Origin of the sequence: Phenylobacterium sp., from assembly GCF_030651755.1 — a bacterium.
Taxonomy (GTDB): Bacteria; Pseudomonadota; Alphaproteobacteria; order Caulobacterales; family Caulobacteraceae; genus Phenylobacterium.
The window spans coordinates 20,085-34,813 of the sequence record NZ_JAUSBZ010000161.1; the positions used below are offsets into that span (position 1 = coordinate 20,085).

Annotated in this window: 13 protein-coding genes; 10 read left to right on the plus strand and 3 right to left on the minus strand. The window is 66.3% G+C overall.

Features of this window, described 5'->3' with window-relative positions:
- Nucleotides 1-2: 2 nt before the first annotated feature.
- Nucleotides 3-482 (minus strand): DUF427 domain-containing protein, encoded by a 480-nt coding sequence (locus Q7V15_RS15895; protein ID WP_304756808.1) that lies wholly within the window; start codon nucleotides 480-482, stop codon nucleotides 3-5.
- Between the two features lie 206 nt (nucleotides 483-688).
- Here Q7V15_RS15895 and Q7V15_RS15900 point away from each other — a divergent pair, with 206 nt between their 5' ends.
- Nucleotides 689-2,638 carry a peptide MFS transporter gene (locus Q7V15_RS15900; protein ID WP_304756810.1) on the plus strand — a complete coding sequence of 650 codons (1,950 nt, stop codon included), beginning with the start codon at nucleotides 689-691 and terminating at the stop codon, nucleotides 2,636-2,638.
- A gap of 39 nt (nucleotides 2,639-2,677) precedes the next feature.
- On the opposite strand, the gene Q7V15_RS15905 is transcribed toward Q7V15_RS15900, so the two are convergent.
- The gene (locus tag Q7V15_RS15905) at nucleotides 2,678-4,741 is read right to left on the minus strand and encodes a TonB-dependent siderophore receptor (RefSeq protein ID WP_304756811.1); all 2,064 of its coding nucleotides are present in this window, start codon (nucleotides 4,739-4,741) and stop codon (nucleotides 2,678-2,680) included.
- 150 nt (nucleotides 4,742-4,891) lie between these two features.
- Nucleotides 4,892-6,322 (minus strand): metalloprotease TldD, encoded by a 1,431-nt coding sequence (tldD, locus tag Q7V15_RS15910; RefSeq protein WP_304756813.1) that lies wholly within the window; start codon nucleotides 6,320-6,322, stop codon nucleotides 4,892-4,894.
- A gap of 311 nt (nucleotides 6,323-6,633) precedes the next feature.
- On the opposite strand from tldD, the gene coxB reads away from it, so the two are divergent.
- From coxB to thrC, 9 genes are all read left to right on the plus strand, one after another.
- On the plus strand, nucleotides 6,634-7,605 hold the full coding sequence (coxB, locus tag Q7V15_RS15915) for a cytochrome c oxidase subunit II (RefSeq protein ID WP_304756814.1): 972 nt from the start codon (nucleotides 6,634-6,636) through the stop codon (nucleotides 7,603-7,605).
- Nucleotides 7,606-7,621: 16 nt separating this feature from the next.
- Complete coding sequence (gene ctaD, locus Q7V15_RS15920) at nucleotides 7,622-9,277, plus strand: cytochrome c oxidase subunit I (RefSeq protein ID WP_304756815.1); 1,656 nt, start codon at nucleotides 7,622-7,624, stop codon at nucleotides 9,275-9,277.
- Between the two features lie 102 nt (nucleotides 9,278-9,379).
- The gene (gene cyoE / locus Q7V15_RS15925; protein ID WP_370689833.1) at nucleotides 9,380-10,360 is read left to right on the plus strand and encodes a heme o synthase; all 981 of its coding nucleotides are present in this window, start codon (nucleotides 9,380-9,382) and stop codon (nucleotides 10,358-10,360) included.
- Nucleotides 10,360-10,545, plus strand: coding sequence for a hypothetical protein (locus tag Q7V15_RS15930; RefSeq protein ID WP_304756817.1), 186 nt, complete (start codon nucleotides 10,360-10,362; stop codon nucleotides 10,543-10,545). Before cyoE ends, Q7V15_RS15930 begins: the two co-directional genes overlap by 1 nt.
- Nucleotides 10,523-11,170 carry a cytochrome c oxidase assembly protein gene (locus tag Q7V15_RS15935; protein ID WP_304756819.1) on the plus strand — a complete coding sequence of 216 codons (648 nt, stop codon included), beginning with the start codon at nucleotides 10,523-10,525 and terminating at the stop codon, nucleotides 11,168-11,170. The genes Q7V15_RS15930 and Q7V15_RS15935 overlap by 23 nt, the downstream gene beginning before the upstream one ends.
- A 75-nt stretch (nucleotides 11,171-11,245) precedes the next feature.
- A complete protein-coding gene (locus Q7V15_RS15940; RefSeq protein ID WP_304756820.1) occupies nucleotides 11,246-12,118 on the plus strand; it encodes a cytochrome c oxidase subunit 3 in 873 nt (290 codons plus the stop codon).
- Nucleotides 12,119-12,232: 114 nt separating this feature from the next.
- Nucleotides 12,233-12,592 (plus strand): DUF983 domain-containing protein, encoded by a 360-nt coding sequence (locus Q7V15_RS15945; protein WP_304756822.1) that lies wholly within the window; start codon nucleotides 12,233-12,235, stop codon nucleotides 12,590-12,592.
- Nucleotides 12,585-13,316 carry an SURF1 family protein gene (locus tag Q7V15_RS15950; protein ID WP_304756825.1) on the plus strand — a complete coding sequence of 244 codons (732 nt, stop codon included), beginning with the start codon at nucleotides 12,585-12,587 and terminating at the stop codon, nucleotides 13,314-13,316. The genes Q7V15_RS15945 and Q7V15_RS15950 overlap by 8 nt, the downstream gene beginning before the upstream one ends.
- On the plus strand, nucleotides 13,316-14,707 hold the full coding sequence (gene thrC / locus Q7V15_RS15955) for a threonine synthase (RefSeq protein ID WP_304756826.1): 1,392 nt from the start codon (nucleotides 13,316-13,318) through the stop codon (nucleotides 14,705-14,707). Before Q7V15_RS15950 ends, thrC begins: the two co-directional genes overlap by 1 nt.
- The last annotated feature ends 22 nt before the right edge of the window (nucleotides 14,708-14,729 follow it).

The window sequence follows — 14,729 nt, forward strand, 5'->3', positions numbered from 1 at the left end:
TCTCAGCCCTTGGGCTCTTCCACATTGGTGGGCCAATGGGCCTTCTGGCTCTGGCCGCCGCCGGAATCGGTATGCTGCACCACCGCATCGACATCGGTGTGATGGTCATGGGGCGCGACATCGTCCCCGACCCCATAGACCTCGACCCGGTCGGCATAGAAGGCCACTCGCCCATCAATCTGGACGGCGCCGGGCAGGGGGTCCTCATAGGTCCAGGCGACGTTTTCCAGAACCTCGCCCTCCAGGGTGACGGTGTAGTAGGCCGCATCGCCCTTGAACGGACAATGGGTGGACCGGTCAGTCCGGGCGAAATAGCCCATTTCAATGTCGTCCCTGGGGAAGTAGGCGACCGGCGCCATGGCGCCTTCCTTCAGCATCAGGACATTGTCGCTGTCGGCGATGATGTGCCCTTGGACAGCGGCGCGCATGCGCGTGGCGGCGGGGCGGATTTCCAGGGCGTGGTTGGAGCCGGGGGTGGACATGAGATCATCTCCTCTAGACCTGGAGAGAACGCGCCAGCCCGCCCCATGGCTCCAGATGTCACCCTGACCGCGGTTCGCGGGCAAGCCTTGCTTGTCTCACGGCCAGACGCGTGATCTTCTCCCCGCTTTCCCGGGCCGCCCGGGTCGAATGAACCTCGGCGCAGGCCTGATGGCCGGCTCAACGCAGATCAAGCGGAAGTCGATTCATGAACATCGTCGTTGTGCTCGGCGTGATCATCACGCTGCTCACGGGCCTTCCCGTGTTGCTGCAGCTGTTGCGCAATCATCCAAGGGGCCTGATCGTCCTGTTCTTCGCCGAGATGTGGGAGCGGTTCTCCTACTACGGCATGCGAACCATCCTGATCTTCTACCTGACCCAGCACCTGCTGTTCGACGACAATATCGCCAATAGCCAGTACGGATCCTACACGTCGCTGGTCTATCTGTTGCCCCTGATCGGCGGCGTTCTGGCCGACCGATATCTTGGCACCCGCAAGGCCGTGGCGTTTGGCGCCCTGCTGCTGGTCGCCGGGCATCTGGCCATGGCGGTGGAGGGCGAGCCGACCCGCGAGACCCTGACCTATGCCGGCCAGTCCTACGAATTCGCCACCGAAGGCCGCATGGATGACCGCCAGGTGCGGCTCATGGTGGAGGGCGAGCCCTACGCCTTCGCCCTGAAAGAGGGTGGCGGTCTGCAGATCATCGACCTGCCCGCCACCGCGTCCCTCCCGGCGGTCCTCGCCGATGGCAGCTACCAACTGGCCAAGACGGCTGATCCGGTGGGGATCAACGTCTTCTATCTGGCATTGTCGCTGATCATCCTGGGGGTCGGCTTCCTGAAGCCGAACATCTCCACCATCGTGGGACAGCTCTATCCGCAGGGCGATCCGCGGCGGGATTCAGGCTTCACCCTCTACTATTACGGCATCAATCTTGGCGCCTTCTGGGCCTCGGTTCTTTGCGGACTGCTCGGGCAGCAGTTCGGCTGGAGCTATGGCTTTGGCCTGGCCGGGATCGGCATGGCCCTGGGCTGGGTCGTCTTCGTCCTGGGCAAGCCGCTGCTTCAGGGCAAGGGCGAGCCTCCCAATCCCGAGCTGCTGGCCAAGCCCGTGGTGGGGCCGTTGAACCGGGAATGGCTGATCTACCTCTCCACACTTCCCGCCATCGCGGCGATCTGGTGGCTTGTTCAGCGTGAGGCGGTGGTGGGCCAGGTGCTGTCCGTCGCCATTGTCGTGTCCCTGGCCATCGTCGCCTATGTGATCATTCGGGTCTGCCAGACCCGGGTCGAACGCCAGCGGATGATGCTGGCCATGGTGCTGATCTTCGGCTCCGTGGTGTTCTGGACCCTGTTTGAACAGGCCGGGACCTCTCTCAACCTGTTCGCAGCCCGCAATGTGGACCTGTCCATCACGGGTCAGGCCAGCACCTTCCTGGGCATTCCGATGGGCACCCCAGACCAGCTGGCGGCGGCGGGCATGGCCCCGGGCGCCTGGTGGAGTTGGATCGACACCCGCTTTGGCGCCGCCCAGGTGCAGTCGTTCAACGCCGGCTTCATCCTCATCTTCGCGCCGATCTTCGCCGCGCTCTGGGCTTTCCTCGGCCGCCGCAATATGGACCCCGATCCGACCATGAAATTCGGACTGGCCCTGCTGCAGGCCGGTCTTGGCTTCATGGTGGTGGTGTGGAGCGCGGGCTTCGCCGATCCCACATTCCGGCTGCCCCTGATGGTGCTGGGCCTGCTCTACCTGCTGCACACCACGGGCGAGCTTTTCCTCTCGCCGGTCGGCCTGTCGGAGATCACCAAGCTCTCCCTGGCCTCGGTGGTGTCCTTCATGATGGCCGTCTGGTTCCTGTCCAGCTCCATCGCCCAGTTTGTCGGCGGGTGGATCGCAGGTCTGGCTGGAACGGCGACCCTGGGGGGCCAGGTGCTGGACCCGGCCGCGGCCCTGCGCAGTTCCCTCGAGGTGTTCCAGATGCTCGGTTACTGGGGTCTGGGCGCCGGGGCGGTCTTCATCGTCCTCAGCTTCTTCATCAAGGGCTGGGCGCACGGGGTGGAGACCGGGCATGGCCCCTCGCCGGAGCCGATCGCCCCGACGGTCGATGGCGAACGCCAGGCGGTGAATCCCCAGACCCTGCGGGACGACCGCCTGTCTTAGGTGATCTGAGGGGGCGGGGGCCGATCTACCCCCGCCCGATCAGGCGCCCAGGGTCTTGCTGATCCGCAGGCGGTACATGCGGCCAAACTGGATGTCCCGGTCCTCCACATAGGCGATGGGGGCGACGTCCCTGGGGCCGGCATAGACGGTGCGGGTGCGGCGCACGCCGCGCTCGGTGACATTGGGGATTTCGAACCGGATCACCCAGGTCGGCTGAGGCTTCCACTCCACGAAGGGCACGACGAAGGTCTTGAGCTTTCGCGTCGAAATCTCGTCATAGCGGTAGTAGGTCTCCCGCCAGCCCCCGAACACATCGACCCCCCAGACCGACTTCCAGGCCGGCAGATCGTGGGTGTAGTGGGCCTCCCACTCCAGGGGGCGCAGGCCCGAAATCTCACGACTTTCGCCAGTGGTGGGATCCTCCACCTCCGACCATCGCCAGGTGGCCTCCCCGCGTAGCTGGGCGCCCTTCACGCCGAGCCGCTCCAGGGGCAGGTTGAGGTTCAGGGCCAGCTCCTCGCGCACCCCCGAACCGATATTGGCTGGCGCGTCATAGATTCCCCCGTCGATCAGGCGGACGGGCGCCCGGTCAATGACGTCGGTGACCTCGGCCCGGCGGACGGTGACCACCAACGCGCCGCTGGTCCAGAAGCGTCGTTCAATGGCGGCCTCGGCCACCCACTCCTGGGCGGGGTTCAGGTCGGGATTGCCCGCGGTCAACACGCCGGTGTTCAGGGCGGAGGAGGCGACAAAGTCGTCGAAGTCCAGCTGGCCGACGCTGCGCTCAAGGCTGAAACGCAGCTGAGTGCGCGGATCCTGCGCCCAGGCCAGGCTGAGGCGAGGCTTGGCGAAGGCCAGGGACTTCTCCAGGGCCAGATCGCCCTCGGCGGTGATGTCGGAGGCCTCGTAGCGAAGCGCCCCGTCCACCGTCAGACGCGGGGTGGCCCGCCAGGCGGTCTTCAGGAACACCTCGGCCCGCCGCTCTTCGACCTGAACATTGGCCGCCGGCAGGGCGATGGGAACGCCGTTGCGGGCGAACCGGGTGCGACCGTCCAGGGTGTTCAAGGCGGCTTCAGCCCCCAGCTCCCAGGACAGGGTCTCGGTCTGGCGCCAGCGCAGCACGCCACGACCGATGGTCTCCACCGTGTCGCTTTCCAGGGCGAAATGGGCCTGTTCGACCGAGTCGTTGAAAGTGGAGTCGATGACCTGTTCGGCGGTCTGACGCAGCCCGATCAATTCCAGGCTGGTGCGCGGCCCCAAGGGGCGGGTGAGGCTGGCGCCCAGTTCGGTTTCGGTCAGGTCGAACTCTTCGTGGGAAATCTGCAGCGGACCGCCGCCCCGCTGCAGATTTCGCTCGTCATACTCGAAGTGATCGACGAACAGGCGGCCATTGACCCGGAGCTGGCCCCCAAGGATCGGACGCTCCACGGCCCCCGTCAGGGCTCCATTGGTGGCCTGGCCCTGGCTGTCCACGTCGCTGAGAATGAGAGGAAGCCCCTGGCCATCGACGCGAACCCGGGGCCCCTGGCCGGCGCCGTCATCAGGACCCTGTCCGCCGACCAGACCCGCCTCCCAGGCCAGGTCGCCCATCCGGCCCGAGCCCTCGACCCGAAGGCCCAGGAGATTGCGTCCGTCATAGACCTGACGATCGGCCAGGGCGATCAACCCCTGTACGGCGCTGGTCTCTGCGCGGATCAGATTGGCCATCACCGCCTTGCCCTGCATGTCGATGCCGGGGGCGCCCCCGCGGATGAGGTCGATGCGCTCCACCTGCGAGGCCGGGATTCGGCGCAGGATTTCCTGCAGGCTGTCGGACTTCGAGGCCGGCCGTCGCCCGTTGATCAGCACATTGCCCGCCGCGCCCTCGAAGCCACGGACATTGTCACCGCCATCCAGCACGAAGCCCGGCAGGCGCTCGATCATGTCGAGGGCGGTGGTCGGCCGCGCCTGGGCGAAGAAGTCTGGGCGATAGGCCGTGACCCCCTGCTGACCCGGCGCAACCGCCGCAGGGAGATCGGGCGCCTCGGTCTGGGCGAGGGCGGTTGCGGGAATCACCAGCGGGCACGCTACGGCGAGCGCGACAAGGTGTCGGGGGGTGTTCATCTGGGCGTCTCCTCAGACGCGCAGATCATCCAGGGTTGAGCTGAAGACCAGTTAAATCTCAGACAGGTTCGCCGACCAAGGGTCGCCGCCTGGATCCTGATGCGATCAGACGGAGTCGTCTGATCGTCGATCAGGCTCCAAACTCAAAGTCTAGAGGCTCGTGCCGCCCACGGTGAGCCCGGTGATCTTCAGCGACGGCTGACCCACGCCCACCGGCAGGCTCTGGCCGGACTTGCCGCAGACCCCGACACCGGGATCGAAGGCGAAGTCGTCGCCGATCATGGTCACCCGGGTCAGGGCCGAAGGCCCATCGCCGATCAGGGTGGCGCCCTTGACCGGGCGGGTCACCTTGCCGTCCTCGATCAGATAGGCCTCGGTGCACTGGAAGACGAACTTGCCGTTGGTGATGTCCACCTGACCGCCGCCGAAATTGGCGCAGTAGAGGCCGCGCTTGGTGGAGGCGATCATCTCGGCCTGGGGGGTGGAGCCCCCCTCCATGGCGGTATTGGTCATCCGCGGCATGGGCATGTGGGCATAGGACTGGCGACGGCCATTGCCCGTGGCCGAGAGACCCATCAGCCGCGCGCTCATCCGGTCGTGCATGTAGCCCACCAGGATGCCATCCTCGATCAGCACGGTGCGTTCGGTGGGGGTGCCCTCGTCATCGACGGTGAGCGAGCCGCGACGGCCGGGCAGGGCGCCGTCGTCGAATACGGTGACGCCCGGCGCAGCCACCCGCTGGCCGATCTTGCCGGAAAAGGCCGAGGTGCCCTTACGGTTGAAGTCGCCTTCCAGCCCGTGGCCAACAGCCTCGTGCAGCAGAACGCCGTTCCAGCCCGGACCGAGCACCACGTCCATCTCGCCGGCAGGGCAGGCGACCGCGTCCAGGTTCACCAGGGCCTGGCGCAGGGCCTCCTCGCCCTGTTCGCGCCAAGCGTCGGGGGTGATCCAGGCCTCATAGCCCGCCCGTCCGCCGGCGCCGGCGAATCCCGCCTCGCGGCGGCCATCCTTTTCCACCGTCACCTGGATGTTGATCCGCGACAGGGGCCGGACGTCGCGGATCAGCCGGCCATCGGCTCGCAGGATCTCCACGATGCGCCGTTCGCCCGTCAGACTGGCCATCACCTGGACCACCCGGGGATCCCGGGCCCTGGCCCAGGCGTCGATCTCCTGCAGCAGGGCGACCTTTTCGGCGAAGTCGGGGGCGGCCAGGGGATCGTCATCGCCATAGTGGCGGATATTGGTGGCCCGCGGTCCTTCGGCGGCGACGCCCGCATAGCCGCGCTTGGCCAGGGCGGCCGAGGACGCGGCCCGGCGCAGGGCGGCCTCGGAGATTTCGCTGGAATGGGCGTAGCCGGCGGTTTCGCCCGCCACGACGCGCAGGCCGAAGCCTTCGGTCGAATCATAGGCCGCCGACTTCAGCCGCCCGTCGTCGAACAGGAAGGATTCGCTCTCCGACCGCTCAGCGAAAATCTCTCCGTCGTCAGCGCCGGCCAGGGCCTCGCCGAGGATTTCGCGGGCGCGCTCGGGCGCCACGCCACAGGAGTCCAGGATCGATGGCGCGGAGACGTGGGCGTTCATAGAGAGTCTTTCAGCATGTGCGGCGGGCTGGCGTCCCTTAGACATAGGGTCTCACAGGGGCGACGTCACGGGGCGCCGCCCTCGCCCCGGTGGCGGCGGCGTTTGGCCATGCGTCATTTGGTCCAAAACCACGCAACAAACGTGATGACCCTTGCGGCCGGCTATCGCCTTGGCAATTTGGGGGAGAGCGCGTATGCACGCGCCTTGAGGGCCTGGCGGCGGACGCCTTTCGCTGCGTAAGCCTCGTTTCAGTCGCGTATTCGGACCAGGGGGAATCCCCGTTGCCGACGCGCCAAAGAGACCGAGGGGATATGAAGTCGAGCTTGCAGGGGATGCGGACGTTGGCGGCCGGGGCCGCAGCGGGCGCGACGACGGCGTTATGGGGCGTCCAGGCCCTGGCCCAGGACCTGATGGGTCAACCCACGCCCAAGGGGATTGCGCTTCAGCCGGCCGCTGCGCCGTTGAAGCATGACGCGATCTGGTTCCATGACTGGATCCTGATGCCGATCATCACGGTCATCACCCTGTTCGTGGCGGCGCTGCTGATCTGGGTGATCGTGCGCTACAATGCGCGGTCCAACCCCGTGCCGGCCAAGTTCAGCCACAACACCACCATCGAGGTCATCTGGACCCTGGTGCCGGTGCTGATCCTGGTGTTCATCGCCATCTTCTCCTTCCGGCTGCTGTTCACCTATCACGACATGCCGCGCCCCGACCTGACGGTGAAGGCGGTGGGCTATCAGTGGTACTGGGGTTATGAATATCCCGACCATGAGGTGGGTGAGTTCATCTCCAACATGCTGCCCGAGGAAGACGCCCGGGCCGCCGGCGTGCCCTACCTTCTGGCGGCGAACGAGCCGATGGTCGTGCCCGTGGGCAAGACCGTCCGCATCCTGGTCACCGCCGCCGACGTAATCCACTCCTTCGCCCTGCCGGCCTTCGGCCTTAAGACCGACGCCATCCCTGGCCGGGTGAACGAGACCTGGTTCACCGCCGAGAAGGAGGGGGTCTATTACGGCCAGTGCTCCGAACTCTGCGGTTCGGACCATGCCTATATGCCCATCGAAATCCGTGTGGTGAGCCAGGCCGACTTCGAGGCCTGGGTGGCGAGCAAGGGCGGCAATCCCGCCGGACTTGCGGCCAGCACCGCGGCCGAGGCCACCGCTCCGGCGGTCGACCAGACCGCCGCCGACGCCGCGGCCATTGAGGGTGAAACTGAAGACGCGGCTGCTTCGCCGCCGCAAGAGACCGCTGCGCCTGCTGCCGCAGCGGCCGCGAACTGACCAGGGGTAGAGTAAGATGGCTCACGCCGCCGCACACGGTCACGACGACCACGATCACAAGCCGGGTTTCTTCACCCGCTGGTTCCTGTCCACCAACCATAAGGACATCGGCACCCTCTACCTGCTGTTCGCCATCATGGCGGGCATTGTGGGCGGCGCCCTGTCGGGCCTGATCCGCTGGGAACTGGCTGAGCCGGGCCTGCAGGTGTTTGTCGAAGGCTCGCTCCTCGACCAGCTCGGCTGGATCGACGCCACCAAGCACGGCTACAATGTCGTGGTCACCGCCCACGCCCTGGTCATGATCTTCTTCATGGTCATGCCGGCCATGATCGGCGGGTTTGGCAACTGGTTTGTCCCGATCATGATCGGCGCGCCGGACATGGCCTTCCCGCGCATGAACAATATTTCGTTCTGGCTGCTGGTGGCCGCCTGGGTGCTGCTGTTGATGTCGATGTTCGTCGACGGCGGTCCGGGCCGCGGCTTCGGCGGCGGCTGGACCATCTATCCGCCGCTCTCGACGCTCGGCCACACCGGTCCGTCCATGGACCTGGCCATCCTGTCGCTGCACGTGGCCGGCGCCAGCTCCATCCTCGGCGCGATCAACTTCATCACCACCATCTTCAACATGCGCGCCCCGGGCATGACCCTGCACCGGATGCCGCTGTTCGCCTGGTCGGTGCTGATCACCGCCTTCCTGCTTCTGCTGTCCCTGCCGGTTCTGGCGGGCGCCATCACCATGCTGCTGACCGACCGGAATTTCGGCACCAGCTTCTTCAACGCCGCCGGCGGCGGCGACCCGGTGATGTTCCAGCACCTGTTCTGGTTCTTCGGTCACCCCGAGGTGTACATCCTGATCCTGCCGGGCTTCGGCATCATCAGCCACATCGTGTCGACCTTCTCGCGCAAGCCGGTGTTCGGCTACCTCGCCATGGCCTACGCCATGGTGGCCATTGGCTTCGTCGGCTTCATCGTGTGGGCGCACCACATGTACACCGTCGGCATGAACATCAATCTGCGCGCCTACTTCGTGGCCGCGACCATGGTCATCGCCGTTCCGACCGGGGTGAAGATCTTCTCCTGGATCGCGACGATGTGGGGCGGGTCGATCAGCTTCAAGACGCCCATGCTGTGGGCGATCGGCTTCATCTTCCTGTTTACCGTGGGCGGCGTCACCGGCGTGGTCCTGGCCAATGCCGGCATCGACTACAGCCTGCACGACACCTACTACGTCGTGGCCCACTTCCACTACGTGCTCAGCCTGGGCGCGGTGTTCGCGATCTTCGCCGGCTTCTACTACTGGTTCGAGAAAATCTTCGGCGTGAAGTACCGCGAGTGGGCCGGCGCGCTCCACTTCTGGATCACCTTCGTCGGTGTGAACCTGATCTTCTTCCCGCAGCACTTCCTGGGTCTCCAGGGCATGCCGCGCCGGTACGTGGATTATCCGGAGGCCTACACCTACTGGAACTACGTCTCGACGGTGGGCTATCTGATCACCGCGGCCGGCGTTGTCGTCTTCCTGCTGATCCTGCTGGAAGCCGCCATCATGCGCCGCAAGGCCGAGGCCAATCCGTGGGGCGAAGGCGCCACCACACTGGAATGGACCCTGCCCTCGCCGCCGCCGTTCCACCAGTTCAACGAGCCGCCGGTCATCAAGGCTGACAGCCACCACTGATCGGCCGGCCCGGCCAACACCCTGGGGCGCGGTTGGGTCACCGCCGAACCGCGCCCCTTCGTCATTGCGAGCGGCCCGATTAGGAGTATGTCTTTGGCGACCATGACGAGCGCCATTCCCGCGACCACCGACACCCCGGCCCGCTGGCAGGATTACCTCCAGCTGCTCAAGCCGCGGGTCATGTCCTTGGTGGTGTTCACCGGCGCGACGGGCCTCGTCTGCGCCAAGGCGCCGATTCATCCGCTGTTGGGCGCCGTGGCCGTCCTGTGCATCGCCGTAGGCGCTGGCGCCTCAGGCGCGCTGAACATGTGGTACGACGCCGACATCGACGGGCAGATGCGCCGCACCCGCGGTCGCCCCGTGCCTGCCGGCCGCATTCAGGGGGTCGAGGCCCTCACCATGGGCGTCATTCTCTCGCTCCTGTCGGTCATGTTCATGGGCGTGGCTGTCAACTGGCTGGCCGCGGGCCTGCTGGCCTTCACCATCTTCTTCTACGCCGTCGTCTACACCATGTGGCTGAAGCGCTGGACCGCGCAGAACATCGTCATCGGTGGGCTGGCCGGCGCCCTGCCGCCGGTGATCGGCTGGGCCGCCGCAGCTGGCGAGGTCCCACTCAACGCTTGGCTGCTTTGTGCGATCATCTTCATGTGGACCCCGGCCCACTTCTGGGCGCTGGCCCTCTACACCAGTGAGGATTACGAGAAGGCAGGGGTGCCGATGATGCCGGTGGTGGCCGGACCGGCCTCCACCCGCCGGCAGATCTTCATCTACAGCCTGCTGTTTGCGCCGCTGTGCCTTGTGCCGGCCTTCACCGGGCTGGGCGGACGGGTCTATCTGGCGGTGGCCGCGACGGGCGGCCTGATCTTCGTCATCCTGGCCTGGCGGGTCTGGCGCAGCCGGGCCGGCGACAGCGCCGATCCCCGCCGCGATAGCGGGCTCTATGATGTGCGGGCCGGCGCCAAGGATGCGCGCAATCTGTTCGCCTTCTCCATTCTCTACCTGACGCTGATTTTCGCCACTCTGTTGGCCGAGGCCGTCCTCGGCCTGCCGACCTTTCTCAACCTGCTCCCCGGAGGCGCCTGATGAGCGAGCCTGAAGCGCCCCAGGACACCCCTGCTGAGGCGACATCGCCCCAGCCTCGCCTGATGTCCAAGGCTCACCGGGGCCGAAATATCGCCCTGGCCCTGGGCCTTGTGGCGTTCGCCATCCTCGTCTTCCTTGTCACAGTTGTCCGATTGGGCGCCAATGTCCTCGACCGACCTCTCTGAGCCTCTCCGTCCATCACCCGATCCCGCCCGGCGGAATCTGCGCCTGGGGTTGATCTGCGCGGGCGTGTTTGTCGGCATGATCGGCCTGGCCTACGCCTCAGTGCCCCTCTACCGGGCCTTCTGCCAGGTGACGGGCTTTGGGGGGACGGTCAGCCAGGCCGAGGCGGCCCCGACACAGGTGCTGGACCAGAGCCTGAACATCCGCTTCGACACCAATGTTCGCAGCCTCCCCTGGACCTTCCGCTCCGAGCAGGTGGCCCAGTCGCTGAAGATCGGCGAGACCGGCCTGGCCTTCTTCGCCGTGACCAACAATGGCGCGACGCCGATGACGGGGCGGGCGGTCTACAACGTCGTGCCTGAGGCGGCCGGCGCCTATTTCCGCAAGCTCGAGTGCTTCTGTTTTTCCGACCAGACCATCGGTCCGGGGGAGACCATCAAGTTCCCCATGGTCTATTTCGTTGATCCCGAATACGCCGAGGACTTCGAGACGCGAAACAAGGCCGAGATCACCCTGTCCTACACCTTCTATCCGTCCAGTGAGGACGCCGCGGTTCAGCCCGTCGCGCATGCGCCGGCCACGCCAGCGGCTTCCCCCCTTGGCGGATCGCAAGGGGCGGGGCTATAGCACCACAAAGACCACCTGCTGGCGGAGACACCAAGCTCAGCCAGCAGCACGATATCATGAGGGGTTAGGACCGAAATGGCCCAAGCAGGCGTCAAGCACGACTATCACCTGGTCAATCCCAGCCCGTGGCCCCTGCTGGCCTCGTTGGGCGCCACTGTCATGGCCGTGGGCCTTGTCATGTGGCTCAAGGGCCTCTTCGGGGTTCCTGCGGGCACCTGGTGGCTGTTCGCCGCCGGCCTGACCCTGGTCCTGATCACCATGGCCGGCTGGTGGATCGACGTGACCAAGGAAGCCAACGCCGGCGACCACACCCCGGTCGTCTCCATTGGTCTCCGCTACGGCATGATCCTGTTCATCGCCTCTGAAGTGATGTTCTTCGTCGCCTGGTTCTGGATCTTCTTCGAAATGGCGCTCTTCCATGAGGCCCGCACGCTGTCGAGCATCGAAGAAGTCCGTCTGGCCTGGGCGACCTGGCCGCCCCAGGGCATCGAAACCGTTCCGGCCTGGAACCTGCCCCTGGTCAACACCCTGACCCTGCTCCTGTCAGGCACCACGGTGACCTGGGCCCACCACGCCCTGCAGCAGGGCGACCGCAAGGGCGCTCAGTTCGCCCTGATCCTGACGGTGATCCTCGGGGTCTTCTTCAGCGCCATCCAGGCCTACGAGTACCACCACATTCTGTCGCACGGGTATTTCTACTCCGAGGCCGCGGCGAACTCGGGCCTCTATGGGTCGTCCTTCTTCATGGCGACGGGCTTCCATGGCTTCCACGTGCTGGTGGGCACCATCTTCCTGCTGGTCTGCCTGATCCGCCTGATGCGCGGCGGCTTTACGCCTGAGAAGCACTTCGGCTTCGAGGCGGCCGCCTGGTACTGGCACTTCGTCGATGTGGTGTGGCTCTTCCTGTTCGCCTTCATCTACGTGGTGTTCGGCGGCGCAGGACACTAGCGGCATGGCGGGGCCAGCCGTGACCGGCTCAAGCCCCGCCGCGTTGCTGAGGACTCACTCCTCATGTCCGGTCTCGATGACCTGGCCCTTTCCGACCTGGAGGGCCGCTAGCTGATGGCCGGAGGTAATCCGCTTATCTGGGGACTGACGGGCCGCTGCCCCAACTGCGGGGAGGGACCTCTGTTCGAGGGCTTTCTGAAGGTGGCCACACGCTGCGCCGCCTGCGGCTATGACTTGGCCAAGGCCGATTCAGGTGACGGGCCGGCGGTTTTTGTGATCCTCATCGCCGGGTTCGTGGTGGCCTTCGCCGCCCTCTATGTGGAACTGGCCTTCACACCGCCCATCTGGCTGCACCTCATTCTCTGGCTGCCCCTGACGGTCATCTTCTCGATTGGCCTGTTGCGCCCCCTTAAGGGGCTCATGCTCGCCGCCCAGTTCTCCAATCGCGCAGCTGAGGCGCGCTCCGATGACTGAGCCGGCCCCCCCGCGGCGCATCCCGATCGGTCTGACCCTGGCGACCCTGATCTCCCTGGGCATTCTGATCACTCTGGGCGTCTGGCAAATCCAGCGTATGGACTGGAAGTCCGACCTTCTCGACCAGATCGAAACCCGCTCGGAGGCGGCCCCGCGACCCGCTGGCGAGATACTGGCCCTGGCGGCCGGGGGCGAGGACCTTGGCTTCTACCGTGTCAGCCTGGATTGCCCGGGACTCGCCACGGCCCCCTTCGTCCAGCTCTATGCGATCAAGGACGGCCAGGCGGGGCAGAGATTGATCTCAGCCTGTCCGGTGTCTGGCGGCGGCTATCAGACCCTGCTGGTGGATCGCGGCTTCGTGCCCGACACCGTCGCCGAGCGACCGCAAGTGTCCCCCGACGGGGACGCGCCGGTGGCTGTGATCGGCCTGTTGCGCAATCCTGATCCGGCCAACTTCGTCACCCCGGACAACCGCCCTGACGCCAATATCTGGTACTCCCGCGATGTGGCCGCCATGGCCCAGACCCTGGGCGCGCCCGCGCCCGCTCCGGTCTTCCTGCTGGCGGAAAACACCAGCAACCCCGACTTCCCCGCCCTGGAGCCAACTCCGCTTCCCGGGGAGATCGCCAATCGCCATCTGGAATACGCCCTGACCTGGTTCGGCCTTGCCGGCGCCCTGATCGCCGTCTATGCCGCCGTCCTCAGGCGCAGATGGAAACCTTGATGCGGTATGTCTCCACCCGGGGTCAGGCCCCGGCGGTCGGCTTTGTGGACGCGGTTCTGGCCGGGCTCGCCCCGGACGGCGGGCTTTATGTGCCGGAGACCTGGCCGCATTTCACGCCAGAGGCCCTCACCGCCTTCCGCGGTCGTCCCTATGCCGAGGTGGCCGCTGAGGTGCTCGCCAAGTTCGTTGGCGACGAAATCCCCCGCGATGTGGTCGACGCCATGTGCGAGGAGGCCTACGCCACCTTTGCGCACGCCGCGGTCGTGCCCCTGGTGCAGATCGCCCCGGACGCCTTCCTGGCCGAGCTGTTCCATGGCCCCAGCCTGGCGTTCAAGGACGTGGCCATGCAGCTCCTGGCCCGCCTCTATGAGCACGTGTTGGCCGGTCAGAACCGGACCCAGACCATTCTCTGCGCCACCTCGGGCGATACAGGCGGGGCGGCGGTGGAGGCTTTCCGCGGCCGGGCCCACGTCCGGGTCTGCGCCCTCTTCCCCGAGGGCCGGATATCGGAGGTCCAGCGGCGGTTCATGACCACGGCCAGCGAGGACAATGTCCGCTGTGTGGCCGTCCAGGGCACTTTTGACGACTGCCAGGCCATTGTGAAGGCCGCCTTCCAGGACCAGAGCCTCCGCCAGGCGGTGGATCTGACCGGGGTGAACTCGATCAATTTCGCGCGGATCGTCGCCCAAAGCGTCTACTACTTCACCACCGCCGTAGCCGTCGGCGCGCCGGAACGGCCGGTGTCTTACTGCGTGCCCTCGGGCAATTTTGGCGACGCCTTCGCTGGCTATGTCGCCCGTCAGATGGGATTGCCCATCGCCCGCATCGTCGTGGCCACCAATTCCAACGACATTCTGGCCCGCGCCCTCCAGGAAGGCCGCTACGCCCGGGGAGATGTGACCGCCACCCAGAGCCCGGCGATGGACATCCAGTCGGCCTCCAACTTCGAGCGACTCTATTTCGAGGCGGTGCGCCGGGAGTCAGTGGAGACCGCCCGAGCGTTCACGGCCTTTGGCGAGGCCGGTCATATCGACATCCCGCCGCAGGCCCTGGCCTATATGTCCGAACTGTTCACCGGGGTGGCCGTCAGCGAGGACGAGACCAGCCGCACCATGCTGGCCACCCTGAATGAGACGGGGGAGCTGATCGATCCGCATACCGCCGTGGGGGTGGCGGCCCTGCGCCGCGTCAGCGACGTGACCGGCCCGATCATCGTGCTGTCCACCGCCCACGCCGCCAAGTTCCCTGAGGCCGTGGCGGCGGCGACGGCGGTCACGCCCGACCTGCCGCGCTGGACCCAGAGCCTGGCCGACCGCCCAGAGCGTTTTGACCGCCTCCCGGCTGATGCAGACGCCATCAAGGCCTGCATCCGCGCCTTCGCCGAGAGCTAGGGCTTGGCGTCGGTACATCGTC

Excerpts from the sequence above, each read along its gene's own strand:
- Q7V15_RS15895 (WP_304756808.1), bottom strand. The coding sequence starts at position 482 with ATGTCCACCCCCGGCTCCAACCACGCCCTGGAAATCCGCCCCGCCGCC.
- Q7V15_RS15900 (WP_304756810.1), top strand. The coding sequence starts at position 689 with ATGAACATCGTCGTTGTGCTCGGCGTGATCATCACGCTGCTCACGGGC.
- Q7V15_RS15905 (WP_304756811.1), bottom strand. The coding sequence starts at position 4,741 with ATGAACACCCCCCGACACCTTGTCGCGCTCGCCGTAGCGTGCCCGCTG.
- tldD (WP_304756813.1), bottom strand. The coding sequence starts at position 6,322 with ATGAACGCCCACGTCTCCGCGCCATCGATCCTGGACTCCTGTGGCGTG.
- coxB (WP_304756814.1), top strand. The coding sequence starts at position 6,634 with ATGAAGTCGAGCTTGCAGGGGATGCGGACGTTGGCGGCCGGGGCCGCA.
- ctaD (WP_304756815.1), top strand. The coding sequence starts at position 7,622 with ATGGCTCACGCCGCCGCACACGGTCACGACGACCACGATCACAAGCCG.
- cyoE (WP_370689833.1), top strand. The coding sequence starts at position 9,380 with ATGACGAGCGCCATTCCCGCGACCACCGACACCCCGGCCCGCTGGCAG.
- Q7V15_RS15930 (WP_304756817.1), top strand. The coding sequence starts at position 10,360 with ATGAGCGAGCCTGAAGCGCCCCAGGACACCCCTGCTGAGGCGACATCG.
- Q7V15_RS15935 (WP_304756819.1), top strand. The coding sequence starts at position 10,523 with ATGTCCTCGACCGACCTCTCTGAGCCTCTCCGTCCATCACCCGATCCC.
- Q7V15_RS15940 (WP_304756820.1), top strand. The coding sequence starts at position 11,246 with ATGGCCCAAGCAGGCGTCAAGCACGACTATCACCTGGTCAATCCCAGC.
- Q7V15_RS15945 (WP_304756822.1), top strand. The coding sequence starts at position 12,233 with ATGGCCGGAGGTAATCCGCTTATCTGGGGACTGACGGGCCGCTGCCCC.
- Q7V15_RS15950 (WP_304756825.1), top strand. The coding sequence starts at position 12,585 with ATGACTGAGCCGGCCCCCCCGCGGCGCATCCCGATCGGTCTGACCCTG.
- thrC (WP_304756826.1), top strand. The coding sequence starts at position 13,316 with ATGCGGTATGTCTCCACCCGGGGTCAGGCCCCGGCGGTCGGCTTTGTG.